Annotated in this window: 20 protein-coding genes; 4 read left to right on the top strand and 16 right to left on the bottom strand. The window is 62.4% G+C overall.

The window, feature by feature from the left end:
• The first annotated feature begins 83 nt into the window (after positions 1-83).
• Positions 84-1025, top strand: a complete 942-nt coding sequence (locus PPGU16_RS29965; RefSeq protein WP_180726367.1) for a LysR family transcriptional regulator — start codon at positions 84-86, stop codon at positions 1023-1025.
• A 55-nt stretch (positions 1026-1080) separates the two neighbouring features.
• Here the strand turns inward: PPGU16_RS29965 and PPGU16_RS29960 are convergent, their stop codons facing one another.
• From PPGU16_RS29960 to PPGU16_RS43115, 4 genes are all read right to left on the bottom strand, one after another.
• On the bottom strand, positions 1081-2670 hold the full coding sequence (locus tag PPGU16_RS29960) for an aldehyde dehydrogenase (NADP(+)) (protein ID WP_180726366.1): 1590 nt from the start codon (positions 2668-2670) through the stop codon (positions 1081-1083).
• Between the two features lie 8 nt (positions 2671-2678).
• Positions 2679-4343, bottom strand: a complete 1665-nt coding sequence (locus tag PPGU16_RS29955; protein WP_180726365.1) for a thiamine pyrophosphate-binding protein — start codon at positions 4341-4343, stop codon at positions 2679-2681.
• Positions 4336-5577, bottom strand: coding sequence for an MFS transporter (locus PPGU16_RS29950; protein ID WP_180726364.1), 1242 nt, complete (start codon positions 5575-5577; stop codon positions 4336-4338). The genes PPGU16_RS29955 and PPGU16_RS29950 overlap by 8 nt, the downstream gene beginning before the upstream one ends.
• A gap of 338 nt (positions 5578-5915) precedes the next feature.
• Complete coding sequence (locus PPGU16_RS43115; RefSeq protein WP_180726363.1) at positions 5916-7472, bottom strand: methyl-accepting chemotaxis protein; 1557 nt, start codon at positions 7470-7472, stop codon at positions 5916-5918.
• A gap of 641 nt (positions 7473-8113) precedes the next feature.
• Here PPGU16_RS43115 and PPGU16_RS29940 point away from each other — a divergent pair.
• The 3 genes from PPGU16_RS29940 (at position 8114) to PPGU16_RS29930 (ending at position 10693) form a co-directional block, all read left to right on the top strand.
• On the top strand, positions 8114-8929 hold the full coding sequence (locus PPGU16_RS29940; RefSeq protein WP_238270588.1) for a helix-turn-helix domain-containing protein: 816 nt from the start codon (positions 8114-8116) through the stop codon (positions 8927-8929).
• 221 nt (positions 8930-9150) lie between these two features.
• A complete protein-coding gene (locus PPGU16_RS29935) occupies positions 9151-9741 on the top strand; it encodes a tetratricopeptide repeat protein (RefSeq protein ID WP_180726361.1) in 591 nt (196 codons plus the stop codon).
• A 175-nt stretch (positions 9742-9916) separates the two neighbouring features.
• Positions 9917-10693, top strand: a complete 777-nt coding sequence (locus PPGU16_RS29930; RefSeq protein WP_180727100.1) for a hypothetical protein — start codon at positions 9917-9919, stop codon at positions 10691-10693.
• 104 nt (positions 10694-10797) lie between these two features.
• Here PPGU16_RS29930 and PPGU16_RS29925 read toward each other — a convergent pair whose 3' ends face one another.
• From PPGU16_RS29925 to PPGU16_RS29870, 12 genes are all read right to left on the bottom strand, one after another.
• Positions 10798-12138: an acyl-CoA dehydrogenase family protein gene (locus PPGU16_RS29925; RefSeq protein WP_180726360.1), complete on the bottom strand. Its 1341-nt coding sequence runs from the start codon at positions 12136-12138 to the stop codon at positions 10798-10800.
• Between the two features lie 131 nt (positions 12139-12269).
• The gene (locus PPGU16_RS29920) at positions 12270-13565 is read right to left on the bottom strand and encodes an acyl-CoA dehydrogenase family protein (RefSeq protein WP_180726359.1); all 1296 of its coding nucleotides are present in this window, start codon (positions 13563-13565) and stop codon (positions 12270-12272) included.
• Between the two features lie 283 nt (positions 13566-13848).
• On the bottom strand, positions 13849-14490 hold the full coding sequence (locus PPGU16_RS29915) for a helix-turn-helix transcriptional regulator (RefSeq protein ID WP_180726358.1): 642 nt from the start codon (positions 14488-14490) through the stop codon (positions 13849-13851).
• A 169-nt stretch (positions 14491-14659) separates the two neighbouring features.
• Positions 14660-16285, bottom strand: coding sequence for an NAD-dependent malic enzyme (locus tag PPGU16_RS29910; RefSeq protein ID WP_180726357.1), 1626 nt, complete (start codon positions 16283-16285; stop codon positions 14660-14662).
• Between the two features lie 411 nt (positions 16286-16696).
• Complete coding sequence (locus tag PPGU16_RS29905; RefSeq protein WP_180726356.1) at positions 16697-16978, bottom strand: DUF4148 domain-containing protein; 282 nt, start codon at positions 16976-16978, stop codon at positions 16697-16699.
• A 756-nt stretch (positions 16979-17734) separates the two neighbouring features.
• Positions 17735-18934: an MFS transporter gene (locus PPGU16_RS29900; RefSeq protein ID WP_180727099.1), complete on the bottom strand. Its 1200-nt coding sequence runs from the start codon at positions 18932-18934 to the stop codon at positions 17735-17737.
• A gap of 288 nt (positions 18935-19222) precedes the next feature.
• Positions 19223-20503, bottom strand: a complete 1281-nt coding sequence (locus tag PPGU16_RS29895; protein ID WP_434064452.1) for an MFS transporter — start codon at positions 20501-20503, stop codon at positions 19223-19225.
• Positions 20504-20629: 126 nt separating this feature from the next.
• Positions 20630-21523, bottom strand: coding sequence for a type 2 periplasmic-binding domain-containing protein (locus tag PPGU16_RS29890; protein ID WP_180726354.1), 894 nt, complete (start codon positions 21521-21523; stop codon positions 20630-20632).
• A gap of 37 nt (positions 21524-21560) precedes the next feature.
• The gene (locus PPGU16_RS29885) at positions 21561-23111 is read right to left on the bottom strand and encodes an acetolactate synthase large subunit (RefSeq protein ID WP_180726353.1); all 1551 of its coding nucleotides are present in this window, start codon (positions 23109-23111) and stop codon (positions 21561-21563) included.
• Positions 23111-23968, bottom strand: a complete 858-nt coding sequence (locus PPGU16_RS29880) for an HpcH/HpaI aldolase family protein (RefSeq protein WP_180726352.1) — start codon at positions 23966-23968, stop codon at positions 23111-23113. The genes PPGU16_RS29885 and PPGU16_RS29880 overlap by 1 nt, the downstream gene beginning before the upstream one ends.
• A gap of 71 nt (positions 23969-24039) precedes the next feature.
• Entirely contained in the window at positions 24040-24885 is an 846-nt protein-coding gene (locus PPGU16_RS29875) for an amidohydrolase family protein (protein WP_180726351.1), read from the bottom strand.
• A 25-nt stretch (positions 24886-24910) separates the two neighbouring features.
• On the bottom strand, positions 24911-25936 hold the full coding sequence (locus tag PPGU16_RS29870; RefSeq protein ID WP_180726350.1) for an amidohydrolase family protein: 1026 nt from the start codon (positions 25934-25936) through the stop codon (positions 24911-24913).
• Positions 25937-25940: the final 4 nt, after the last annotated feature.

Raw genomic sequence — 25940 nt, 5'->3', positions numbered from 1 at the left:
GCGACTGATTACAATCGAGCGCGCCGCACCTTTCAACCGTTCACCGCCGAACGGTTTGCCGTCGACACTCATCACACGAAGCCATGAACTCAGATGATCTCGAGCTGTTCGCGCGCGTCGCAAAAACGGGCAGCATCTCGCGCACCGCGATGGATCTCGGCGCCAACCAGTCGACCATCAGCCGGCGCATCGGCATATTGGAGGCCGAACTCGGCGTGCGGCTGTTTCGTCGCAGCGGACGCGGCGTGGGGCTGACCGAGCATGGCGAACAGTTGCTCGGCTATGCGCTCGCGATGGAGAAAACGCTCGACGAAGCGCGCATTGCGATGCAGGACAGCGGCAAGCGCGGGCCCGCCACACTCTCCATCGCCGCACAGCCCACCATCGCCCGCATCATGTTCGGCAGGCTCGGGCATCGGCTGAAAGCGCGCTATCCGGGCACGCGGATTCGCTTCGTCGAAGGACTGGCGACCCATATCCTCGGCTGGCTCAACGATGGCGATGTCGATCTCGCCGTCATGTACGTGCCCGAGCATCCGGGCGCGAGCCAGTTCGACACGCTGCTGTCGGAACAGGTGTGCCTCGTGACGCCCGCCGCGTCACCGCTGCCGGAGGGGCCGTTTGCCGTCAGCGGGCTCGCTGGCGTGCCGCTGATCCTGCCGAGCACGCATCACGGCTTGCGCGTACTGGTGGAATCGCTGGCGGCACGCCATGGGTTCACGCCCAACATCGCGCTCGAATGCGACGGCTCCATCTCGATCACCAAGCGTCTCGTCATCGAGCAGTGCGGCTCGACCGTGTTGCCGGCGGCTGCCGTGGTCGAAGAAGTGGCGTCCGGACGCGTGCGATGCTTTCCGCTGACAGACCCAGAGGTGCAACGCGAAGTCGCGCTTGCCTGGCCGCAGAACCGCGTGATGCCGGAAGGCGTCTGGCATGTCGCGCAGATGATCCGCGATCTCGTCGCCGATCTCTCCGGCGATGGCAGCTGGCCGAACACGACGTTGCATCCGGCCAGCAAGGCGTAAAGCTGTCGCACGGTAGCGCGTCGCCCTGCGAGCGTGACCGTGCGTCGTTGGGTCGTTACTTCACCTGGTCGCGCACCAGTTGACCATCCACCAGACGCCAGATCCCACGCGGATTGTCCGCCTGCAGCGCTTCGGGCAACAGCGCATCCGGCACGGCCTGATAGCACACGGGCCGCAGAAAGCGGTCGATGGCCGATGCGCCGACCGATGTCGTGCGGCTGTCCGACGTCGACGGGAACGGTCCGCCATGCACCATCGCATAGCTGACCTCGACGCCTGTCGGGAAACCGTTGAACAGCACACGCCCGGCCTTGCGTTCGAGTGTAGGCAGCAGCTTGCCCGCCAGCGCGTGGTCGTCCTCGTCGAGCTGGACCGTCGCCGTCAGTTGTCCCGACACACGCCGCAACACACGATGCAACTCGTCGAAGTCGCGGCACGCAACAACGAGCGAACTCGGACCGAACACTTCGTCTTCGAGCGATTCATCGGCGAGGAAGCTTTCTGCGTCCGTGCGCAGCAATGCAGCAACGGCCTGATTAGCGCCGCTCGCCGGCTTGCCTGCCGCAAGTCTGGTGACGCCGCTGCGCGTCGACAGACGCTCCACGCCACGACAGTATGCGCCATGAATGCCTGACGACAGCATCGTCGTCGCCGGCTTCGCGGTCAGCGCTTCGACAGCCGCTGCGCAGAACGCATCGAGCGCGGGCCCTTCGATCGCGACGACCAGACCAGGGTTCGTACAGAACTGTCCCGCGCCGAGCGTCAGCGAGTCGACGAACTCGCGTGCGATCGCGGCGCCGCGCGCGCCGAGCGCCGCGGGCAGAACCACGACGGGATTGATGCTGCTCATTTCCGCGTAGACAGGAATCGGTTCGCGGCGGCTCTGCGCGATGCGTTGCAAGGCGAGCCCGCCCTGGCGCGAACCCGTGAAGCCGACGGCCTGGATCGCGGGATGACGCACCAGCGCTTCGCCGATCGCGATGCCGTCGCCGAGCACCATCGAGAACACGCCGTCGGGCATGCCCGTGTCGCGCGCCGCCTTTGCAATCGCACGCGCGACGAGTTCCGACGTGCCCAGATGCGACGGATGCGCCTTTACGACGACGGGGCAACCGGCAGCCAGCGCCGAAGCCGTATCGCCGCCTGCGACCGAGAACGCCAGCGGAAAGTTGCTCGCGCCGAAGACGGCCACCGGGCCGAGCCCGATGCGCCGCAGACGCAGATCGGGCCGCGGCAGCGGCGTGCGCTGCCGCTGCGCGGCATCGATCACAGCGCCGTGCCAGCGGCCGTCCCGCACGAGACTCGCGAACAGCTTCAGTTGACCGACGGTGCGCATGCGCTCGCCTTCGAGACGCGGCAGCGGCAATCCCGTTTCCAGATGAGCGCGCTCCGTCAGCGCCGCGCCGAGATCGACGATCTCTTGCGCGATGGCATCGAGGAACTGCGCGCGCTGCTCGTCGGGCAACTGGCGATAGGCATCGAAGGCCTCTTCGGCCAGCGTACAGGCGCGTTCGACGTCGTCGTCGGTCGCCGCGCCGAAGGCAGGCTCCAGGCGCTCGCCCGAGGCCGCTGCAATCGCGTACACGTCGCCGCCGCGCGCCTTGAACGCGTCCTGACCCATGATCAATTCGCCACGGATTTCCATCGTCGGCCTCATGCTGCGCTCAGGCGGTTGGTCGGCGTGATCTGCCGGGGATCGGTGACGAGTTCGATCAGCGCCGCGACACCTGCCTTCTGCGCGCGTTCGAACGCGGCAGCGAAGTCCTCCGTGCGCTCGACGCGTTCCGCGTGCGCGCCGAACGATTTCGCGAACGCGATGAAATCGGGATTCTCAAGCCGCGTTGCCGACACGCGCCCCGGATACTCGCGCTCCTGATGCATGCGGATCGTGCCGAGCATCCCGTTGTTGACGACGATGACGATGAGCGGCGCACCGAACTGCACTGCCGTCGCCAGTTCCTGCGGATACATCATGAAGCAGCCGTCGCCCGCGAAGCAGACCACGCTGCGTTTCGGATCGCGCAGCGATGCGGCGATCGCAGCAGGAAAGCCGTAGCCCATCGCACCGTTGGTCGGCGCCAGTTCCGTGGCGGGCTGGCGATAGCGATAGTAGCGATGCACCCAGACCGTGTAGTTGCCCGCGCCATTCGCGATGACGGCGTCGTCGGGCAGCACTTCGCTCAGATGACCGACGACCTGCGCGAGATCCACGCCCGCGATTTCCGCCGATGGCGCAGGCGGCGTCGAATGCGCCACATAGTCGGCGCGCGCATCCGTCGTCCACTGCTGCCAGGCTTGCGAGGCGACGGGCGCAACGCCGTCGAGCGCCAGCGCGAACTCGCGCAAACCGGCGTTGATGGGCAGACGCGCCTGATAGACGCGGCCCAGCTCCTGCGGATCGGGATGCACGTGGACCATCGTCTGCTTCGGCGTCGGGCTTTCGAACAGCGTGTAGCCCGACGATGTCGTCTCCGCGAGCCGCGAGCCGACGACGATCAGCAGATCCGCAGCGCGCGCGCGTTCCGCGAGCTTCGGCGATACGCCGAGTCCCAACTGGCCGACGTAATGCGGATCGCGGTTATCGAACAGGTCCTGGCGGCGGAACGATGCCGCGACGGGCAGATGGTTCGCAACGACGAAGCGCTTGAACGCGGCCGTCGCGTCGGCATCCCAGCCCGTGCCGCCGACGATTACGAGCGGACGCGACGCGCGTTCCAGCAGCGCGCGCAATTCGCCGAGCGCGGCCACGGAAGGCGCGGCCTGCACGACCCGCGCCGCCGGTGCATCGGTGACGGCAGCCGAGCCGAACAGCACGTCCTCGGGCAGCGCGATCACGACGGGGCCCGGACGCCCCGACATCGCGACACTGAAAGCCTTCGCCATGATCTCGGGAATGCGCTCGATGCTGTCGATCTCCGTCACCCACTTCGCGATGCCGCCGAACATCTGGCGGTAATCGACTTCCTGAAACGCGCCGCGCCCGATGAAGTTCTGTTCGACCTGGCCGATGAACAGAATCATCGGTGTCGAGTCTTCGCTGGCCGTGTGCACGCCGTTGGCGGCATGCGTGGCGCCCGGCCCGCGCGTCACGAAGCAGATGCCGGGGCGGCCCGTCAGCTTGCCGTACGCATCGGCCATGTTGGACGCCGCGCCTTCGTGACGCGTCGTGATGGTGCGAATGCCGTGCGCGTCGTGCAGCGCATCGAGGACGGCGAGATAGCTTTCGCCCGGTACGCAGTAGACGGTGTCGACGCCATTGCTGGCGAGCGCATCGACGAGAATGCGGCCGCCGTTGCGCGGCTGTCCTTGGTCAGACATGAGATTCAAGCTCCATATTGCGGGTTTCCGGAAGGAACACGGCGACGATCAGAACGAGCACGTACGACAGCGCAGCCCACACACCGATCGACTTGGCGAGGCCCAATGAGGCGCTCGTGATGCCGACGGCTGCCGGGACGAGCGATCCGATGCCGCGTCCGAAGTTGTACGAGAACCCGCCCGCCGACGCGCGGATCTCCGCGGGAAAGAGTTCGGTGAAACAGGCGCCCATGCCCGAGACGATGCCCGACTGGAACAGACCGAGCGGAAAGCCGAGGATCAGCAGCGTCGTCATGGGCAGTTGCAGCCGCGTGTAGGCCAGCACCGTGAGCGCCGCGCCGAGTGCGGACAGCGCGAAGGTCCAGCGTCGTCCGATCGCGTCGCTCAAGTAGGCCATGCCGATGTAGCCGCAGAACGAACCGAAAATATTGACGCCGAGATAAAGCGTCGTGAGATTGACCGTCAGGCTTTGCGTCTCGCGCAGATACGTGACGAGCCACGTGAGGATCGTGTAGTTGCCGCCGAGCGCGCCCGCCGCCATCAGCGAAGCGAGCAGCGTGCGCGACAGCACGTTCGGCGCGAAGATGCGCGCGAACGTGCCGAACGAGTTGCTGTTCTTGCGGAACGTCGCAGCGGACTGGAAGGCTTCCGATTCGTCGATGTTACGGCGCATCCACAATACGAGCAGCCCCGGCAGCAGGCCGATCAGGAACAGCACGCGCCACGCCATATGTTCGGGCAGCAGACCGAACAGGCTCCAGTACGCAAGCGCGGCAAGCGCATAGCCCACGGGCCAACCGCTTTGCACCGTGCCCACCGCGCGTCCGCGAATGCGCTTGTCGACCACTTCGCCGATCAGGATCGCGCCCGCCGCCCATTCGCCGCCGAAGCCGAGCCCTTGCAGGCTGCGCGTGATCAGCAGTTCATGAAAGCCGTTGGTAAACGCGGACAGGCCTGTGAACAGCGAGAACCACAAGATGGCCAGCTTGAGCACGGCCACGCGTCCGATCCGGTCGGCCAGCACGCCCGCAATCACGCCGCCGATCGCCGACGACACCAGCGCCGAGGTGCCGATCACGCCGGCCTGCGCCTTCGTCATGCCCCAGGCCGTCAACAACGTGGGAATCACGAATGCGAAGAACTGCACGTCCATCGCGTCCAGAACCCAACCGAGAAAACACGCCCAGAAGGTGCGGCGCTGGGCTGGCGCCATGGTGCTGTACCACGGTTGCATGCGGCTTATCTCCATCAGGCAAAGGCCTGTCGTTGTTGTTGCTGTCGTGCTCGTCGATACGCGGTCGCGGCGGAATGCCGTGCGGAATTCACGCTTCACGCGAGTTGGCGTTCAAGGATTATGCGGTTGCAGTCGTGCCTGCTCATTGCAGGCAGTGCATACCAGCTATGCTTCTCGTGGCGGGAAAGGCGGACATGTCGCGTGGGCGACGCCGCGGGAGGTTCGGCGAGCGAGCGCGTGTGCGGGAATTGGCCTTCCCGCCGAGCCATGTTGACGGACGGGAGCAGATCCCGTCCCGCGATGCGTGGGCGGCGTCCATCGCCGCACGACGATCGGACTCAGGCCGTTGCACCGACCCTGAAGATCGACACGGCGTCGCTCAGTCCGCGTGCCTGATGCGCCATCGATTGCGCAGCCGCCGAAGCCTGTTCGACGAGCGCCGCGTTCTGCTGCGTGACCTGGTCCATCTGGTTGACCGCGGTGTTGACCTGGCCGATACCCGTGCTCTGTTCCTCGGATGCGGACGAGATTTCCTGCAGGATGTCGTTGACGCGCGCGACGTCGCGGATGATCGCGTCGATGGTGCCGCCCGCATCCCGCACGAGCGTCGCGCCCGTATCGACGCGCGACGTCGCTTCACCGATCAGGCCGCGAATCTCGCCCGCGGCCGTCGCGACTCGCTGCGCCAGCGTGCGGACCTCCGAGGCGACGACCGCGAAGCCGCGCCCCTGATCGCCTGCGCGCGCCGCCTCGACGGCCGCGTTGAGGGCGAGAATGTTGGTCTGGAAAGCAATGCTTTCGATCGTGCCAATGATCTCGTTCATGCGCGACGAACTGGATGAAATCCCCTGCATCGTCTCGACCACGCGGCCGACCACCTCGCCGCCGCGCTGCGCGGTGTCGGAGGCCGTGCCCGCGAGTTGCGTGGCGCGCTTCGCATTGTCGGCGTTCTGCCGCACGGTGGCCGTCAACTGCTCCATGCTCGAAGCCGTCTCTTCGAGCGATGCGGCCTGTTCCTCGGTGCGTTGCGACAGATCCGTGTTGCCCGCCGCGATTTCCTGCGCGGCCGTGTCGATGGCGCTCGCGCTCTCTCTGACCGTGCCGATCATTTCGACGAGCTTGTCTTGCATCGCCTGAAGGCCGCTCATCAACTGGCCCATTTCGTCATGGGAGCGGACTTCGACGCGCGCGGTCAGGTCGCCGCTCGCGATCGCCTTGAAATGCGCGAGCGCTTCCTGCAGCGGCCCGCCGATCGCGCGTTGCAACGAGCGCCATGCAAGCGCGGCAGCAATCAGCGCAAAGGCGACGCCCGCGACGGCAATCGTCACGAACCAGTCGAAGCGCGCTTGCGCCCGTTCGTAGGTCGTCGCGGCGACGGAGGCCTGCTTCTTCTGCAGCGTGTCGATGCCGCCCGTCACATCCTGATAGAGCGCCGAAGACGAATTCTGCACGGCGCTCCGGATGCTCGCGCCGTCGCGCGTCGCGATGGCCTGGAAGATCGGCTCGTAGCCGGTTGTCACGAGGTTCTGGAGCTTGCCGTTCAGTTCGTTGGCCTGATTCGCTTCAGCGTCGTCTGCGAAAGGCAGGCTGCGATAGGCATCCCACGCCTTGCGCGAGTTGTCCAGCTGATCTCGCGCGTTCTGCACGAACTTCGCGACGTCGGGAACGTCGGGATTGAGCGCAATGCGGAACAGCCACAGCCGCGATCTTGCCAGCGCGACACTCGCCTCACTGAGCTTGCGCGAGGATGAAAGCTGATCGGAATACAGGTGCTTAAGATCGCCGTTTGTCATATTGACACCGACGATACCCATTGCGCCTCCCGCGATCAGGAGAACGCCGAGAAAACTCATCGCCAGCGCAAGGCGGGCACGGATCGTAATTTTTTCGAACATATTGCCAGGCAGTCACGTTAAGCGTGCAGAAAGGAATTAGCCAAGGCTCTCGCGAAGACCGTGAGGCCCTGATACGAATGACGGCGCGTCGATCGGGAACTTGAGCGGCTTTTTGTCACGGCGGATTACCGCTCCTCTCCTGATCTGCAAGACCGGGCCCGGTCGCGGCACGGGGAAATTATTCCGAATTGCGATTTAACACACTTCAATCAGAATATTTTTCCAATTGTCATTCGTTTCCATTTAACGCATTTAACGCATTTAACAATTCACCACACAGAAATTGGCTGCCGATTTAAACATTTCAATTCAGCATTTCAGTCCGCCTGAACAGAGCGGCAAATCACCGTAGAATAGCGCGGCCAGATAAAGCGCTGTCACGTATATCAAGCCGCCGCGGGAGCCAACTAGTGAATCCGTATCTATATCATTTCGATACCGGCACTTATCCAAGCGATCAACGATTTGAAGTATGGCGAGACGAAGTCAATGCGATATTCGATGTCGATATTGATCAATCGGCATCGGCGCGCTTCAACTACAGGTTGACAACCGGTTATGTCGGTTCGCTATTGATGGGATGCGGCACGTGGTCGGGTCAGGGTGAACCGGTAGCCTATGGTGTCAAACGGTCGACAAAAATGCTCCGCAGCGACGGACTCGATCATTTCTATCTGTGCCTTGGCATCACGCATTCACTGGCGGGATATGCGGGACGGCAGCCGATCCACGCGCAACCGTCGACAATCTACCTCCTCGATCTGGCGTCCGAACTCGACTCGGAGATCGTTGCCGGCGACACGATCATTCTGACCGTGCCGCGCGACCTGCTGCCCGAACGCGTCAAGTCCGCGAGGCTGCACGGCACCATTCTGCATGGGCCGATGAGTTCGCTGCTCGCCGATCATCTGTATTCGCTGCGCCGTCAACTGCCGAATCTGTCGCCGACGGATATGCCGCACGTCGAGCAGGCCACGCTGGCCATGATCTCGGCCACGCTGGCGCCGTCTGTCGAAGCACTCGCCCAGGCCGAAGGAGAAATCGACCGGGCGATGATGACGCGCGTGCGCCGCTTTATCGATGCGAACCTCACCTCTCCCGATCTGAATCCCCTGCGTATCTGCAAGGAAGTGGGCGTTTCGCGCGCGCAGCTATACCGGCTGTTTTCGCGCGAATCCGGCGTCGCCTTCTACATCCAGCAGCGGCGCCTCGCTGCGATTCGCGACCTGCTCGAAAGCGGCACAGCCCGCGATCAGCGCATTTCCACGCTCGCGTTCCAATACGGCTTCAAGAGCGAGTCGCACTTTAGCCGCAGCTTCCGCCAGGCGTTCGGCTGTTCGCCGACAGAAGCGCGCGACCTCGGCATGCAGCGCGATCGGCAACCTGCACCAACACGGCGCCATGTCTCGTCACGACCCGGTTCGTTGCGGGAAGTGCTCGACAAGCTCGACAAATAGCGGCGCTTGAGACGCACAGTCAAGTAATCGAGACGCACAGGCCAAAACGCGCCGCACAACGCTGCTAACATTTTTCCTGCCTGACCGGTCAGGAATAGCACGCACGTCGAGGGCTTCGTCTCTCACTGCAACTGCGCATTCCGGGCACGCATCGCCGTTTGTATCGCGTGTCGCGCAGTGCTATTCCGACGTCCATTCCAACGAGAATCGGGGTTCGAAAAATGAAGTCTCGCCAGTTCGCACTCTGTGCAATCCTGGCCTTGTCAGCCTGCGCCCACACTTCGAATTCAAGCAACGTCGTGCGCATTTGCGACGACCAGGGATGCTCGGATCGACCGAAGAACCAGCAGACATTCGACACCTCGAGCAATGCCAGCAACGTCGATCAGGACGCGCGCATCAACGCATTGAAGCAGAAGGCCGAACACGACCCACGCGCCGCCTACGACCTTGGTCTGCGTTATTTTCGCGGCGACGGTACGCGCCAGGACAGCTATCAGGCGCTGGTGTGGATGAGAAAAGCGGCCGAGGGCGGCGACCTGCAAGCGCAAAAAGCGCTGGGCAGTTTCTATCTGTTCGGTCTGGAAGAGATGGGAGCGGACCCGCGCGAAGCAGAAAAATGGCTGCTGATGGCGGCGGGCCGCGGCGATCAGGAATCGAAGACGTTGCTCGCGCAAGCAAGAGCCGCAAAGCAATCCGATGAAGACTATTACCGGTGGCAAACCGAATGGCGCCCGGTTTACTACGGCTACTGGAATGCGGGCTACGCGTATCACGGTTATTGGCGCGAGCGCGCGTGGTACGGCTATTAACAGGCTTTTAGATCCCCGCAGCCGGAAGCGAACCGCCTGCTGTCGTCGAGGCTTTATCCGGGTTGAGTCGACGGTCGAAGTCGACGCACCCCCATGTCGAACCATCCATTACGCACACTACAACATGACTCTCATTACCCAACATCCGGCAGTTAAGAGCGTGCTCTCGATCATCATGATCGGTACGCTCGGCGCTTGCGGCGGCATGGTGTCCACCGGGGGACAAAGCGCGGGCGTGTCGGGCGCGGCAGGCGGCGCAGTCAGCGCGGGCGCTGAAGAAACGCTGCAACGCTGCACCGCGCCACTCGGCACGATCGCAGTCGACGATGGCCGCAACGCCGACTGGTTCGGCCCATTCGGCAGCGCCACCCAGGTCACGACGATCGAACCGCTGCTGCGGCTCGCCGTCCAGCAATCGAATTGCTTCGTCATCACGTCGATCGGCAATCAGAAGACCGATGCGCGTCTGAGCCGGATCACATCGTTGCAGCGCAGTTCCGGCGAGTACCGTGCTGGCTCCAAACAGCAGAAGGGCCAACGCGTCGCCGCCGACTACTACATGGAGCCGCAGATCGTCATCAACGACTCGGCGATCGGCGGTGTCAGCGGCGTGCTCGGCGGCCTGGTGGGCAACGCCGCTATCGCGAAGATTGCGGGCGGCATGCAATCGAAGGCGTCAGTCGTGACGCTCACGCTGTTCGACGTGCGCTCGGCCGTGCAGATTTCAGCGGCGGAGGGCAACTCCACTGCGACCAATTATGGCGCGGCGTTGTCAGGGCTCGGCGGTACGGCGGGCGGCGGCCTGAGCGGCTTTTCGAAGACGCCCGAAGGCAAGGCCACCGTCGCGGCGTTCATCGACGCGTACAACAAGATGGTCGTGGCGCTGCGCAGTTACAAGGCGCAGGACGTCAAAGGCGGTCTTGGCCGCGGCGGCCAGTTGCAGGTCAACTGATCCTTACCGTTTTTGCAGTACGCGAGGGGACCAACCATAAAAAGCCGGGACGTGCGTCATACGCTGAGCGTCTGACGCACGAATCCCCGGATTGCACACGAATCTTATCGAGCCTTCGCGTCGCTATGCTGCGGCACCAGCGCGCCCGCGCTTTCCATCGATTTCTGAAATGGCATGGGACGCGAGTCCGCGATCGCGCGCGGATCAAACTTTTCATCGAGCATCACACCCCAGATCTTGCGCATCTGCATGCCGATATTCCCCGCGTCATACAAAGGAAAGACAGCGGCTTCACGCAGGAATTTTTCCATTGGGTGCTGCCTGTCGAGCGCGTTGACGCCCATTACCTGAAGGGCCCGAAAGACCGTGGTGAACAGCGTCTCGCCGCAAAAGACCTTCGCCATCGCACCGACGGCATGTCCATCCGAATCGAACTGATCCAGGTAGTGCGCCGATTTCCACGAGAACGCACGACAGGCTTCGATCTTCATCGCGATATCCGCCAGCATGTAGCCCACCGCCTGATGGTGGATCATCGGCATGCCGCCACCAGCGCTGCGCGTCTTCGACCATTGCAATGCGAACTCGTACGCCGATCGTGCGACCCCGACGGCCGCGATAGCGGCAACCGGTCCCGACCATGTGAATGCCTTGCTGATGACGAGATCTCCATCGCCAACGGCGAAGAGATTTTCTTCGGGAACGCGGCAGTCCGTGAAGGTGATCGCATTGTTCTGACACAGGCGGTGACCCAGCTTGGAGATCGGCTCGCCATAACTGATACCTGCCGTCCCTCTCGGCACGACGATCGCGCTGAGTCCTTTTTGCCCGCCCTTTGCAGGATCGGTGCGAACGATACATACGTTCACGTCCGCGCCCATCAGGTCCCATCCTCCTGCGTTGCACGGCCAATACTTCTTGCCGTTCAGGACATACTCTCCTCGCGACCTGTCATGCGTTGCGACGAGGCCGATGCCTGCCGGCCGCGCGCCAGGATGATCGAAGTTCGCCGTCCCCCCGGTTTCATCGACCGGTTCGCTCACGGTCCATCCAGCGAGGTATTCGCCGCGCGGATCGCTCGTTGCCTGTACCAGCCACTTTTTCTTTTGCGCCTCCGAGCCGAACCAGACGAGCGGCATGAGGGCGAGTCCGTTCACCAGCAGCACGGTTGCGAAGCCGGGATCGACGGCCGTTATCTCCTCGGCGACGATCTGCAGGTCGAGATTACTGATGCCTCCGCCGCCGTATTCACGCGGCAGGAAACCCGTCGCAAAGCCAAGTTTGTAGGACTCGAGGTAAGCGCCCTTCATCAACATGAAGGCTTTTTGAGGGTCACGCTCTTCGTCCGCTTTCGCGACCACAGGCTGGAGAATTTCCACCGAGAATTCGCGGGCATTTCGCTGCAACTTTTGTTGCGCGGCAGTCAAAGTGAAATCGATCGACATGGCAGGAACTCGAAATTTTTCAGGTTGCCAATCGGCGCGTCGCGCCGCCACATTTCATCGAAGCATCGTGCGCTGGATTTGCAGACCAAACCGCATCATTTCCGTGCGCGCGCATCAACTGCAAGTGCAACCTAGCCGGTTGCGGCCATTGGCTTCTGGGAATAGATGCATTCGTCGTCCATGGCACCGCGTGGATTGAAGCTTTCGTCCGCGAGGACACCCGTCACGCGGCGCCGCTGCATGGCCATGTTGCCGCCATCGAAGATCGGCAATAACGCAGCATCATGGAGATTGCGATTGAAGCTGTACCGGTTGTCGGCGTTGTGCACGCCGACGATCTGCATGCATTTGAACACGCAGTCGAACATGGTTTCCGTCACATTGATCTTGCACATCGCACCGAAGATTTCTGCGTGGTGATCGTGCTTGTCCAGATAGTCCGCGGCACGCCACGCGAAATAGCGGGCCGATTCGATCTTCGCTGCGACCTCGCCCAGCACGTAGCCCACATGCTCGAACTCGCGGATAGGCGGAAGCGAGCGGCCCGAATAGCGCTTCGAAAATCGCAGGGCGACTTCATAGGCTGCGCGCGCCACGCCGGCCGCCGCAATCGCCGCCACCGGGCCGAACCACGCGAAATTCCGGTTGATGACCAGATCGCCCCGGCTTTCTGTACCGCGAAGCAGGTTTTCGGCGGGTACGGTGGCGTTGTTGAATTCAATGAGCGCGTCCGCCGAGGTTCGATAGGGCTTGTCTGCCGGGAAACCGCAGCTCACCCCGTGCGTGCCGCGCTCGACGACGATGGCCGAAAGTCCTCGCATGCAGCCGACCTCGCCGCCCGTGCGCGCAATGACGATCTGTGAGTTCGATCCGCGGCCATCCCATCCCGCAGCCGACGACCATTTCTTTCGGCCATTCAGGACATAGTGATCGCCGCGAAGCGTCGCCGTCAGTCCGATGGTGGCGGCCGTCAGCGGATTATCGAAGCTCGTTGCAGCGCGCGTCGCCCCAGGGGGTTCGGCCGCTGTCCACGCGGCGAGATATTGCTCGTCGGAATCCGAGGTGGCGGCGCCGACGAATCGACGCTTTTGCGCTTCATCGCCGTACCAGACGATCGGCATCAAGCCGAGTCCATTACACAGTACCGTGCACGCGAATCCGGGATCGATTGCGGAGATTTCCTCGGTGGCAATCGTGAAGTCCAGACACGACAGCCCCGCGCCACCGTATGCCGAAGGCAGCATCGCTGTGGCAATACCCTGACGATAAGCTTCGATGTACGCGGGCTTGCGCCTCACAAATGCGCTGATCAGATCGAGTTCCCTGTCGGCGTCGGGAATCAACGACGCTAGAACAGACTCAGAAAATTTGCGTGCCTTCATCTGCACCGCTTTCTGATGTGCCGACATCGTGAAATCAATTGTCATCTGAAGCCTCCTTGAAGCACCGCAGGCAACAAGGGTTGCTGCGCGACTCGGAGTGGGTCGGTGACATCAGCATAGGCAGGGCTTTTGACGTCATCTATTGTCAAAAGTGTCGAAAGCCCGGACTGTTACAAATTAAATGTTGGACTGCGCGTAGCGCATCTGGAGAGGGTCCGCACAGCAAAAAGAAGGCATGCGCGCGCATGATTCGTTGTTCGCGCACGCATCATGCAGGTGTGGAGATCAACGGCAAAAGTATGACGACTGGTTGCAGCGAGACGAGGCGTCAGGCAAATGGCTTGAAGCGAAACCGGCAGGTATCGCTGCCGCGTTGCATGCAGGTCTGGTGCTCGACCTCGGTTCCCATCAGACCCGAGAGGAAGCCGATATCGAAGCGGCAAACTTCCGGGTAATCCTTCGTCAGGTCGTGATACACGCAATTGGTGCACTCCACCCGCGACAGCTTCGACGCGCCTTCGGGATCGATTTCCGAGGCGCGAAACCCCGCCTCGTTCATGATCGCGACGGTCTCTGTAATGCGCTCGGAACGCGTCTTCCCCACCAGTCGCGGAATCAGGTTTGCCGACGTCTTCATGCCGAGGTCGAACATGTACCGGTCGAGTCGTTCGGGCCCTAGCTCGCTGCGAAGCGTGGACACCAGCAGCGCCGAAAACCATGAATACTGTTTCGGGAATTGATTCGTCCCTTCCTGAGTCAGGATATAGGTCTGAACCGGCCGCCCGCCGGTTTTTCGCGGCGAACCTTTCTGAATGAAATTGCGGCGTTCCAGCGCGATCAGATGCTGATTGACGGCGGTCCTGCTAATGCCGACCGCCGCGATGATCTCGTCGACCGTCATACCGTTCTTGTGTTCGAGAAGCTGGTCCAGAATCCCTTGCCGGGTGCCGGACATCGGATCGGTAGCCATAACGTAGGAAGTCGGAATGAAGGGCGGCGCAAAGCCTCAAACAAGAATACACCCCTCATCACCGCGATACCAATCGGGATTCATGTCAAAAGGTGCTCGAACAGATCGACGACCGGTGAAGGAACGGCGTCCGCTTTAAAGCCGCGACGGACGCCGCATTCAGGCCGCGTCAGATGTCCCGATACTCCGGCGAATACGCCACCGACCTGATGTGTCCAACGAGATCGTCGGGCCTTTCGACACGCGCGAGACCGTGATCAAAAATGTACTCCGCGACCGCAGCCGCGACATGCATCGATGCCTCGAAGATGCGGCTTTGCGGTGGATAGATCAGGCCTTTTTCGAGGCTCTCGTCGCTGACCTGTTCTGCGACCGCTTTGGCCGCGACGATGAACATTTCTTCCGTCACCCGCGTGGCCTCCGTGGCGAAAACCGCCATGCCCATCGCGGGGAAAATATAGACGTTGTTGCCCTGCCCCGGCACGAAGTGGCGATCCTCGATCTGAACCGGCCCAAACGGACTTCCGCTCGCGAAGATGGCCTGGCCTTTGGACCATCGGTACGCTTCTTCGGCCGTGCATTCGGAGCGCGAGGTCGGATTGGAGTAGGGAAAGATGATCGGCCGCTCGTTGAGTTCGCTCATCGCTTCGATCACCGGCTGGCTGAAGAGCTTGGGCACGGTGCTCACGCCGATGATGCCCGTCGGCTTCAACGCTCGCACGGCATCGACGAAAGCGTCGATAGGCGCGTGATCGATTGCGAAGATTTTCTGGAAATCGGCGAGGTCGGCGCGCGACTGCACCATCAGCCCGTTGACGTCGAACAGGTTGTTGCGCTTGCGCGCCGTGTCGATGTCGAGGCCCTCCAGCACCATTGCCTCGCTGATCAATTCGGCGATACCCGTCGCCGCCGATCCTCCGCCGAGAAACAGAAAACGCTGGTCGGTCAGCTTCTGCTTCGAGATGCGCAGCGCGGCATAAACGCCTGCCAGCGCGACGGCGGCCGTGCCCTGGATGTCGTCGTTATAGGTGCACACCTTGTCCCGAAAGCGCGCGAGCAAGGGCACCGCGTTGAAGTTGGCGAAGTCCTCCCACTGGATGCAGCACTTCGGATAGATCTCCTGCACCGCGTCGACGAACTCATCGACGAAGGCGTGATAGTCGTCGCCACGCACGCGTTCATGTTTCAAGCCGAGATAGAGCGGGTCTTCCAGCAAAGCGACATTGTTCGTGCCGACGTCCAGCGTGACGGGCAGGCAATGCATCGGCGGCACGCCTGCACAGGCGGTGTACAGCGCGAGCTTGCCGATCGGAATGCCCATGCCGCCGACACCGAGATCGCCCAGCCCGAGAATGCGCTCCCCATCCGTCACCACGATGAACCGTACGTCCTGTTCGGGCCAGTTACGCAGCAGTTCTTTCACGCGGCCGCGCGCGTCGATCGGGAGATAGAGACCGCGCGTGGCCCTGAACACATGATCGAACTTCTGGCAGGCCTCGCCGACCGTCGGCGTGTAGACGATGGGCATGTAGGTTGCCGGATCGGACATCAGGAGCGCGTAGAAGAGCGTTTCGTTGCGCGCCTGCAGATCGGACAGAAACAGGTAGCGCTGCAGATCGTTGTCGAGTTGCGCCAGTTCGGCATGCGTGCGCGCGATCTGCAGTTCCAGCGTATTCACACCTGGCGGTAGCAAACCTTCGAGGCGGTACTTTTGACGTTCTTCATGCGAGAAAGCGGAACCGTGATTGAGCCGGGGATTGTGCAGGACGTCATAGCCATAGGCCTGTGTCGACATGATCGTTTCCTTCTTGACGTGAGCGGACAGTTTCACGAAGACGTCGAATCAGACCACTTGCGTCATGACCGACGTGGCAGTGGTGACGCCGGCAGGTATCGCGGTTTCAGAAGCACCGGCCGGCGGCATGCGTAGGCGCGGATGTGTGTTCGGCGCCAGGCGCCCTCCCACGGGGAGACGGGCGCGCTGATCGTAAGTGTAGACAGGGTTCGGGAATGGGTCCGTGAACGGGCACGACAGTCATCAGGCAGTCATTCGTCTGCGTAATCGCCCGGAAGGCATCGGATGTTTTGCACGCAGTCTCGCGGTCGAGACTGCGCGCAGGATCAGGTCCGTTTCAGGGATAACTGCGACCACACCATGCTTTCAAGTTCGATGCGACGTGGAACCGTTCGAACGAGAAATTCGACATCATCGCGCGATGTCACCGGACTGCGAGGTGCCACTGGATGCCGGGCCATAACCGGAGGTATCAGCGGCAGTCGCTTTGCGCGACGCGCGGAATTCGGCGGCCTGGATTTCGCCATACGGGTAGTCCGCCCACGCAAGCGGGCTGTACCCGCTTTTCTCGGCCTGGATCAGTTCGGCGCGAACTTCGGCCCGTGTGACGGGGGATTGATTCGCTTGCGCAAACGAAGCAGCCGGCGTGGCAACGACAAAGAAAACAGCGACAGCTTTTATCAGCGATTTCATGGCAACCTGCCTCTCCGAATACTGCCTGGTAGGGGCTGCGTCTCAAACTAGCGCAGCCAGTACCCACAGATTATCAGGTTGCGATATCAGGGTAAATACCTATCTTTGATTTCGTTGTTATTAGGAGTACGGATAGTTACGCAATGCAATCCGCCGCTTAAACGGGCGCGAACCACGATGGACGACTGACCGAACATCTCGGCCTTCAACTCAGGCGAATCGAGCACGCGTGCTGATCTCCTGAACGTGAATTCAATGGGGTTGTTCTTCGTCGTGGATCGACATGACGAATGTTCCCGACTGGCCTCAGGCTCTCTTGCCGGATGCGCGTCGGGTCTGGCGCAGTTCAAGCCCAATTCATCGCTGGATGAACGATGGGAGGCGGATAGACACACCATGAGCCGTCGTTGTGTCGAAAGAAAACAAGTGCGTACGTGCCGGACGAATGCGCGACTTCGACTTTGACGACCCGGCATGACATCGTCTTCGAGCGATCGGCCCGGGTCACTTTGAAACGCCCGCCGTTGCCGAACCAGTCCTTGACGAGGACACGAAGTGACTTGCACTGCCCGCTCATACGTTTCTCCGTGCTGAGCGGCGATGCAGGAAAACCGGGCAAGCCGCAGCAGCAAATGACCCAACCTGTCTCTCTTCATTCGGGAAGCAGAGACCGTATGGTGATCATCGTGCGCTGCACGCTTGCCGTCTATTGAAGTTAAAGTCCGATGCCTTAACCGGGAGGTTAACGCGCTTCGATCAGTGCAAGGTATCGCGTCTGGCTAGCGGCTTGAACAGCCGACTCCATGCGACGCTGACGAGAACCGTCGCACATCCGCCGAGCACAACTGAGCCGATGACGCCAAACACCGTCGCGGCCAACCCTGATTCGAATTCGCCCAGCTGGTTGCTCGCGCCGATAAAAAGCGTATTCACGGCAGCGACGCGTCCGCGCATGCGATCTGGCGTTTCCAGCTGGACCAGCGTCTGGCGCACGATCACGCTGATCGTGTCGGCGCCGCCCGAAATCGCCAGCAACAGTAGTGACAGCGGAAACGAGCGGGACACTCCGAACGCGACAATCGAAACGCCATACACGGCAACAGCAATGAGCAATTTCTTGCCGACGCTGTTACGAATGGCACGCCGTGACAACACGAGGCCAACACACAATGCGCCCACCGCGGGCGCGGAGCGCAACAAGCCCAGACCTTGCGGCCCGACGTGCAGTATTTCCCTCGCGTACACAGGCAGTAGCGCGGTCGCGCCACCAAACAGAACGGCGAACAGGTCGAGCGAGATGCCGCCGAGCAACAGCGGGTTGCTCCACACGAAGCGCAAGCCGGCGAGGACGGTCGCCGCCGTAACAGGTTCGCGTGGCGGCGCAACGTAGTCGTAGCGAATCAGCGCATACATCACGGCGCTGACGCAAAACACTGCGGCGCAAGTGAGGTAGAGCGCATTGACGCCCGTCGCGAACAGCAGGCCGCCCAACGCCGGCCCGGCGATGATGCACACCTGCTGCACCACCGTGCTGAGCGCCATCGCGCGCGCCAGCAAGGGTTGCGGAACGAGCATCGGCAGCAGCGCCTGCTGACCCGACATCTGAAACGGCCGGATCGCACCGAGTACGAGCGAGAGCCCGAGCAGCAGGTCGCGCGTCACGACGTGCGTCATGGTGGAGATGGCAAGCAGCGCGGCCGTGACGGCCTGGGCCGCGAGACACGCCGCGACGATCTTGCCGCGATGCATGCGATCGGCGCAATGACCGGCAACGAACGTCGTGGCAAGCCCGGGCATGAACTGGAAGAGTCCGACGAGACCGAGATACCACGCGCTCGACGTCAGATCGTACATATGCCAGCTGATCGCCAGCATCAGCATTTGCTGCGCGGTGATAGAACCGACGCGCGCTATCAGGAACCGCGTCAACGATGAATGCTGCATCAAGGGCGCCATGCCAGCGCGCGCCGCGATCGCCGGCGACGACGTATCGTTGATCCGCGTCATGAGAGAGGGCTGCCTTGCGCGTTGTCGACGTGCGAGTAACTATCGGAGATTCTTGTTGGCATAAGGCAGCTACCGCAGAAGGCTGGTTCGGTGCGTGTTGTCTGAAACAGCGGCGCAAGCGCCGTTGGGCGACGCCGTCATCATCGTCACGCGTACCCGTGCCGTCCATTGAATAAAAACGCGAATGTCTTAACCGTCAGGTTAAAACAGGCATGCAGACACGTTGGCAGTCGTCGTTCAGGAATCGGTGTGAAATCGACGGGTATCCGGCTTTAACAGGCTCGCATCCGGCAAGGTCCGCGCCGCCACGTTAGCTGTCTGCGAGTCATCGTATACGCTCGAATTGACCTTCGGCGCCCACTTCCGCCGCAGCAACACCACGGTACTGGTGGCCCCGAGCAACAGGAAACCGAAAATGGCGAGCATCGGCAGCGTGTAGCTGTGTCCTACATGCAACAGCCAGCCCGACAGACTGGCCGAAACACCGCCCGCGAGACTGGTCGCCACTTGCTGCAAGCCCGTGTTCAAACCCACTGCCTGCTTCGGAATCAGCGTGAGCTTGACGAGCGCAAGATTGTTCGCAGTGACGAGACCCAAAAGGGAAAGCGACACGACATTCCAGAACAATGCCATTTGCGGCGAGTCTGTATAAGCGCCAGGCAAAACCGTCGTGCCGCCGATAAACCCCGTCACGATGAACGCTTTGCGTACCGCCACAGCATCGTGTCCGCGCACGATCAGCCGGTCTGCCGCCCATCCGGCGAATGCGGCCACCACCGCGATGCCAGCGAAGCTGAAGAATGTATAAAGGCCCGACTCACTCAATGAAAGCCCGCGCTGCTCGACCAGATACGCCGGCATCCACGTCATGCAGTAGAACGCAAAATAGCTGTAGCAGAAGTTGGTGATCAAGCCGCCCCACACTACGGGGCTCGCCAGTAGATTGCCAAGCGGTACCGAGGCCGCGCGGCGCTTCGCCACTGCAAGCTCGGCCCTGGAGGGGAAATCGTTGTTGAGCATCAGATGCCACGGCACAAGCCAGACCAGTCCCACCAGACCCGTGACGACGAACATCGCCTTCCACGAACTGATGGCGATCAGCCACGCCGCGATCGGCGCACCGAGCGCCGGCCCCATCTTGCCGCCGATCGAATAGATCCCGAGCGCGGTGCCCTTCTGGGTTTCATCGAAGTTGTTGGCGAGATACCGATAAGTGGCAGGCACCACGACGGACTCGGCAATGCCGATCAGCAAGCGCACGAGTATCAGCGCGGACAGTGTCGTCACGGCACCCGTTGCTGCTGCCGCCAGACACCACAGCAGAAAGCAGATCGAATAAGGCCACTTCACGCCATAGCGGTCGACCAGCCAGCCCATCGGCATTTGCAGCAAGCCGTAGGACCAGAACATCGCGGAGCCGAGCCAGCCGCGCTCGACGTTCGTCAGCGCGAACTCACGCACGAAATGATGATCCGCGAGCGCAGCCGACATGCTCGTCCGGTCCACGAAGGAGATCATCAGTCCGAGCGCGAGCAGCGCGAGAATGCCCCAGCGATTCTCCCGCCGCACCTCTTTGCATCGAGCGATCTCCACGTGTTCGTCTCCGATGATCTGTCTGTTTTACCCGATGCGATCTTTCGTCGCTCAGCCGAGGCTGCCCGTCACCTCGTCGAACAACTCGTCGACTGACAGGCGCCGCGGAATGATCTTCTGATCGAGCGCCCAGTCGACTGCCAGTTGCAGCCCCTTGCGGTTCGCTTCAACCCCGATAGGCGGGAAGATGGCGGGCACACCGTCGGCAAGCGAGCGGCTTTCGACGATCATCCGATACAGCTCACGCACGACATCCGGCCGTTCCTTCGACAGATTCTCATGCACCACGAACATGTGGTTAATCGGCACGACGCCCGAGCGCGCGAACCAGTCTTTCGCAGCAGCGTGCGCATCAGGGACCAGCGTGCGCACGCGCTCGTCTTTCGGCATGTCTTCGCCGAGGAGCGCCGCAGCCAGTTCGCCTTTGAGCATCATGTCCGGAATCGACGATCCGGCCGGCAGACGCTGGCAGTTTTGCGGATCACTGTACTCGGCAAGGTGTCCGTCGCCCAATGTCATCCACGTGACCTTGTCGAGGTCGACGCCATATTCGTGGCGCAGAATGCCGCGAATCCACAGTGCCGTCGTTTGCGTGTAGGTGCGCACACCGACTTTCTTGCCTTCGATGTCTTTCGGATCGAGGTGCCCGAAGTCGATGTTGTAACCCGCGCAGTGGTGCTGAAAGCGCCCCGAGATCGGCGTCGGCAGCAGGACGTATGGCTTGCCGTACGCCCTGGCCTGCAGGAACGTCACGATCGCAAGTTCGCCGGCGTCGAATCTGCTCTCGCGCACCATGGCCTTGAAACCGTTGTGCGCCGGCGTCGGCCCGCAGAAGTCCAGCGTCACGAGATCCGACTTTACGCGTCCGTCCCGCATCGCTTTGGTGACCGCATAGTCGGCCAGATTGGTACGCAGCGTCGGCACGCTGGTCAGCGTCGTTGTCATGGATGTCTCTCCGTATTCTTGTGTCTTGAGAATCGAATTACAGCCGGACCTCGATGAGGCAGGGGCCCGGCTCGCGCGTCGAATCGACCATTGCCTTGTGGAAGCTCTCCGCCGTCTCGACGGCAATGCCCGGCACGCCCATGCTCTTCGCCATCGCCAGCCAGTCGATGCGTGGCTTGTCGATGTCGATCATCGACAGCGCGCGTTCGCCCGGCTCGCCCGCTCCCATGTTTGCGTACTCGGCCTTGAGAATCGCGTAGCTGTTATTGGCGAAGATGATCGTCGTGACGTTCAGGTTTTCACGCGCCTGCGTCCATAGCGACTGGATCGTGTACATCGCACTGCCGTCGCCGACCATGCAGAACACGCGCCGGTCGGGGCATGCGAGCGCCGCGCCCGTTGCCACTGGCGTGGCGTAACCGATCGAGCCGCCCATGTTGTTGATGAGATCGTGCGGCAGCGCGCCCATCGTCAGGCTCATCGACTCGCGGCCCGTCGTCAGCGATTCATCGACGACGATGCAGTGCTCGGGCAAGGCCGCAGCCAACGCCTGAGCGATGCTCGCCGGGTTGAGCGCGCCCTTCGGCACGGGCGTCTCGATGCGCGGCTGCACGAGCGGCGTCGTGCCCGTAGCGTCGAGCGCCTGCAGCAGCATGTCGAACGCGAGTTCACTGTCCTCGTCTTCCTCGACGAGCGCATGCACCAGCGTGCCCTCGGCCTTCAGCAGGCTGGGCTTGTCCGGGTAAGCGAAAAACGCGACGGGCTCTTTCGTCTCGACCGTGATGACGTGCCTGTAGTCCTTTAGAAACGCCGTGGCCTGCGCGACCGCATACGGAATGCGCGCAATCGGCACACGGCCTGCGCCGCGCTCGATGCGCGCGGTGAAGAACTGCGAGCCCAGCTTCGCGCTCGTGGCCGCGGCCACGCGGCCGGCCTTCTCCAGCGCTGCGCCACGCGTTGCCTTGTTGGCCAGGATGATCAGCGTCGGCTCGCCCGAGCGTAGTACGCGCGCGATATGCTCGATGCGCGCGGCGCCCGGCGCCTTGCGATGTGCGGCGACAGGCGGCGGCAGCATGGGCGCCGCATCTGCCTGCTGCCACGACGTGTCGCCGGGCAGAATCAGCGTGGCGATCTGCCCCGGATGCCCGCTGGCTTTGGCCGCCGCCTGCGCAGCATCCCAGCCGATGGTGTCCGCCGATTCGGCGCGGCGCACCCAGTGGCTCAGCGGCCGCGCGAGTCCTTCGATATCCGAGGTCAGCGGCGGGTCATACTTGAGATGCGACACCGAATGCTCGCCGATTACATTGACCATGCCGGAAGACGCGCGCTTCGCGTTATGGATGTTCGCGAGACCGTTGGCGAGGCCTGGCCCCAGGTGCAGCAGCGTCGAGGCAGGCTTGTCCTTCATCCGGTACCAGCCGTCGGCGGCGCCCGTTGCCACGCCCTCGAACAGGCACAGCACGCTGCGCATCTTCGGGTTGTTGCCCAGCGCGGCCAGGAAATGCATTTCCGACGTGCCCGGGTTGGCGAAGCAGATGTCGACGCCCTGGTCGACCAGAGTCGCGACGAGGGTCTCGGCGCCGTTCATCAGTAGCCAGCCATATCGCGCGCGAGACCGACCACGCCGTAAGTCCGCTGCGGCGCCGACATCAGGTAGCGGTAGCCCTCTTCCATCAGACGTCGATGGTTCTTCGCCGTCACGTGCGGATGACCGACGACGACATCGTGCTTCTTGCAGGTCTCGACGATCTGGCGCATCGCATCGACGACTTCGGGGTGTTCGTACTGGCGCGGGAAGCCCAGTTCCTGGCTGAGGTCGCCCTCGCCGATCAGGATGAAGCCGATGCCGGGTACGTTGGCGAGGATGTCGTCGAGGTTTTCGATCGCCTGTGTGCTCTCGCACATCAGGCCGACGAGAATTTCGCCCTGCGGCGCGAGCGGCCATACGTCAGCCTTGTCGTAGTACTCCTGCATCGACAGACCCCAGTAGCGCGCCGCATTGGCCGGACCGTCGCCGCGCACGCCCTTCGGCTCGTACAGCGGCGCGCTCTTCGGCCGCGCGTAGCGACACGATGCGACCGCGTTGTACGCCTGCTCGACGGTCGCCACGTGTGGCCAGATCACGCCGTAAGCGCCGCGATCGAGCACCTGCTTCGCAAAGCTCTGGTTCATCTCGATGCCGTTGGCGGGGATGCGAGCAATCGGCGTCACCTTGGTCGCCACCGACGCCGTCTCGACGATCTGCTTGCGGCTGAGCATGTACTGCAATGCGTCGCCGAGCGCGCTCACATCGTACGGGTTGTGCTCCATCTCGAAGACGATGCCGTCATAGGGCGAATCGCTCATTTCGATGGCCGTCTGCTTGTCGAGCTTGGCGAACGCAGCGTGCGCAGCCTTGCCCGATTCGAACGCACGGATGATGCTGTTGAGGCGAATGTTGGACATGTGGATCTCTCTTTCTCGCTGCACGGCGCCGCTTCAGTCGGCCGCTCGCGCGGTTGGCATGTTGTCTAGGCTCAGCTCAGAACCGGATACAGCTTCTGCGCGGTCTTGCCGAATATCCAGGTACGCTCTTCTTCGCCGAGGCTGGCCAATCCTGCTTCAGCCGTCGCCAGGATCTCCTTGAGCGTGCCGGGCGAAGTCGGAAAGTTCGAGCCCCACGCGAGGCGCTGCGCGCCGAAGGCTTCGACCACACGCGGAAAGAAGGTCTCTGCGCTGGCCTTCTCTTTCTTCACATCGCCGAAAATGCGCGGCGTGAGCTTGAGGTAGATGTTGGGCAGATCGGCGAGCGCGAACAGGCTGGCGGCGTTCGCATACGGCGGACCGTCGAGCACGTCAGGGCGGCCAAGGTGATCGAGGATGATGTTCACCGCCGGAAACTGTTCAGCCAGCATGCGCACTTGCGGCAGGCCGATCGGCCCGGTCTGGATGCACATCGGCAGCTTCAGTTCGGCCAGCATCTCCCATGCCTTGAACGACTTCGGGTTATCGAGTTCGCTCGGGTCGAAGTCTTTGGTCGAGCCGCCCGTGAAGATGCGCAAACCGGCGAGTCCCTTGTCGGCCCAGCCTTTGATCACTGCCGGCACGTCGTCGGCCAGCATGTCCACGGAGCCTACGGCCGCGAGCCGGTCCTTGTACTGGTTGCAGCCGTCGACGACATAGCTGTTGTCGAAGCCGTACGTGGTCGACGAATGCACGACGGCGGCCTTCGCGACCCCTGCCTCGTCCATGGCCGCGATCAGCGCCTCGACGGTGTTGGGCCGCTCCTGCGACCAGTCCGAACGCTTGCCGAACAGCGGCGCGGGAGGGTAACGCTTCTCATCGTCCGAGATGATGTGAGGATGAATGTCGATGAAGTTCATGATGTCCGTCCAGCTATCGGCTTCGTTACAGTCCTTTGGCCTTGAGGTGTGCGTCCAGGCGCGGATAGACGCGGCGTACATTGCCTTCGAAGATCGCGTGACGGTCGGTGTCGCTCAGTGCCGTGCACGCGTCGACGTAGCGCCTGGTGTCGTCGAAGTATTCGCCCGTGTTCGGATCGCGGCCGCGCACGGCGCCGATCATTTCGGAGCCGAACAGCACGTTGCTCGTCGGCACGACCTTGGTCAGCAGTTCGACGCCGGGATGGTGATAGACACACGTGTCGAAGAAGACGTTGTTCAGAAGCCCTTCGAGCGGCCGCTTCGCGATCTCCAGCGACATGCCCCGGTAGCGTCCCCAGTGGTACGGCACCGCGCCGCCGCCGTGCGGAATCACGAGACGCAGCGTCGGGAAATCCTTGAACACGTCGCCCTGCAGCAGTTGCATGAAGACCGAGGTATCGGCGTTCAGGTAGTGCGCGCCGGTGCCGTGATGGCACGGATTGCATGAGGCCGCGACGTGAATCATGGCGGGCACGTCGAGATCGCACAGCGCCTCGTAGAGCGGATACCACTCGCGGTCCGTCATCGGCTTACCCGTCCAGTAGCCGCCGCTCGGGTCGGGATTCAGATTGCAGCCCACGAAGCCCATCTCTTCGATGCAGCGGCGCAGTTCGGCAACGGAATTCTTCGGCGGCGCCAGCGGCGACTGCGGCAACTGGCAAACGGGGACGAAGTTGTCCGGGTACAGATCGCAGACACGTCGCACGAGGTTGTTCGATACTTCGGCCCATTCGAGGCTCGTGCGTTCGTTGCCGAGGTGGTGGCTCATCAGGCCTGCGATCGGCGAGAACAGCGTGAGGTCGCCGCCGCGTTCCTTCTGCAGGCGCAGCTGGCCGTTGCCGACACCTTCGCGGATCTCGTCGTCGCTGACGTGCGCGCCGGAGAGCGGCGGCGCATTGGCCGGGTCGTTGGCGGACTCGATCTGCCTGGCGCGCCAGTCGCGGAAGGAAGCGGGGACGGTCGTGAAGTGACCGTGACAATCGATGATCATTTTT

Origin of the sequence: Paraburkholderia largidicola (assembly GCF_013426895.1) — a bacterium.
Classification (GTDB): domain Bacteria; phylum Pseudomonadota; class Gammaproteobacteria; order Burkholderiales; family Burkholderiaceae; genus Paraburkholderia; species Paraburkholderia largidicola.
This window is presented reverse-complemented; position numbering and strand designations above follow the sequence as displayed.

Coding starts and splice junctions, on each gene's coding strand:
- PPGU16_RS43115 (WP_180726363.1), bottom strand. CDS start 7,472: ATGTTCGAAAAAATTACGATCCGTGCCCGCCTTGCGCTGGCGATGAGT.
- PPGU16_RS29955 (WP_180726365.1), bottom strand. CDS start 4,343: ATGTCTGACCAAGGACAGCCGCGCAACGGCGGCCGCATTCTCGTCGAT.
- PPGU16_RS29935 (WP_180726361.1), top strand. CDS start 9,151: ATGAAGTCTCGCCAGTTCGCACTCTGTGCAATCCTGGCCTTGTCAGCC.
- PPGU16_RS29880 (WP_180726352.1), bottom strand. CDS start 23,968: ATGTCCAACATTCGCCTCAACAGCATCATCCGTGCGTTCGAATCGGGC.
- PPGU16_RS29870 (WP_180726350.1), bottom strand. CDS start 25,936: ATGATCATCGATTGTCACGGTCACTTCACGACCGTCCCCGCTTCCTTC.
- PPGU16_RS29930 (WP_180727100.1), top strand. CDS start 9,917: ATGATCGGTACGCTCGGCGCTTGCGGCGGCATGGTGTCCACCGGGGGA.
- PPGU16_RS29925 (WP_180726360.1), bottom strand. CDS start 12,138: ATGTCGATCGATTTCACTTTGACTGCCGCGCAACAAAAGTTGCAGCGA.
- PPGU16_RS29940 (WP_238270588.1), top strand. CDS start 8,114: ATGCTCCGCAGCGACGGACTCGATCATTTCTATCTGTGCCTTGGCATC.
- PPGU16_RS29875 (WP_180726351.1), bottom strand. CDS start 24,885: ATGAACTTCATCGACATTCATCCTCACATCATCTCGGACGATGAGAAG.
- PPGU16_RS29915 (WP_180726358.1), bottom strand. CDS start 14,490: ATGGCTACCGATCCGATGTCCGGCACCCGGCAAGGGATTCTGGACCAG.
- PPGU16_RS29885 (WP_180726353.1), bottom strand. CDS start 23,111: ATGAACGGCGCCGAGACCCTCGTCGCGACTCTGGTCGACCAGGGCGTC.
- PPGU16_RS29910 (WP_180726357.1), bottom strand. CDS start 16,285: ATGTCGACACAGGCCTATGGCTATGACGTCCTGCACAATCCCCGGCTC.
- PPGU16_RS29920 (WP_180726359.1), bottom strand. CDS start 13,565: ATGACAATTGATTTCACGATGTCGGCACATCAGAAAGCGGTGCAGATG.
- PPGU16_RS29950 (WP_180726364.1), bottom strand. CDS start 5,577: ATGCAACCGTGGTACAGCACCATGGCGCCAGCCCAGCGCCGCACCTTC.
- PPGU16_RS29895 (WP_434064452.1), bottom strand. CDS start 20,503: ATGATCTCCTTCGTGGACCGGACGAGCATGTCGGCTGCGCTCGCGGAT.
- PPGU16_RS29900 (WP_180727099.1), bottom strand. CDS start 18,934: ATGGCGCCCTTGATGCAGCATTCATCGTTGACGCGGTTCCTGATAGCG.
- PPGU16_RS29890 (WP_180726354.1), bottom strand. CDS start 21,523: ATGACAACGACGCTGACCAGCGTGCCGACGCTGCGTACCAATCTGGCC.
- PPGU16_RS29960 (WP_180726366.1), bottom strand. CDS start 2,670: ATGGAAATCCGTGGCGAATTGATCATGGGTCAGGACGCGTTCAAGGCG.
- PPGU16_RS29905 (WP_180726356.1), bottom strand. CDS start 16,978: ATGAAATCGCTGATAAAAGCTGTCGCTGTTTTCTTTGTCGTTGCCACG.
- PPGU16_RS29965 (WP_180726367.1), top strand. CDS start 84: ATGAACTCAGATGATCTCGAGCTGTTCGCGCGCGTCGCAAAAACGGGC.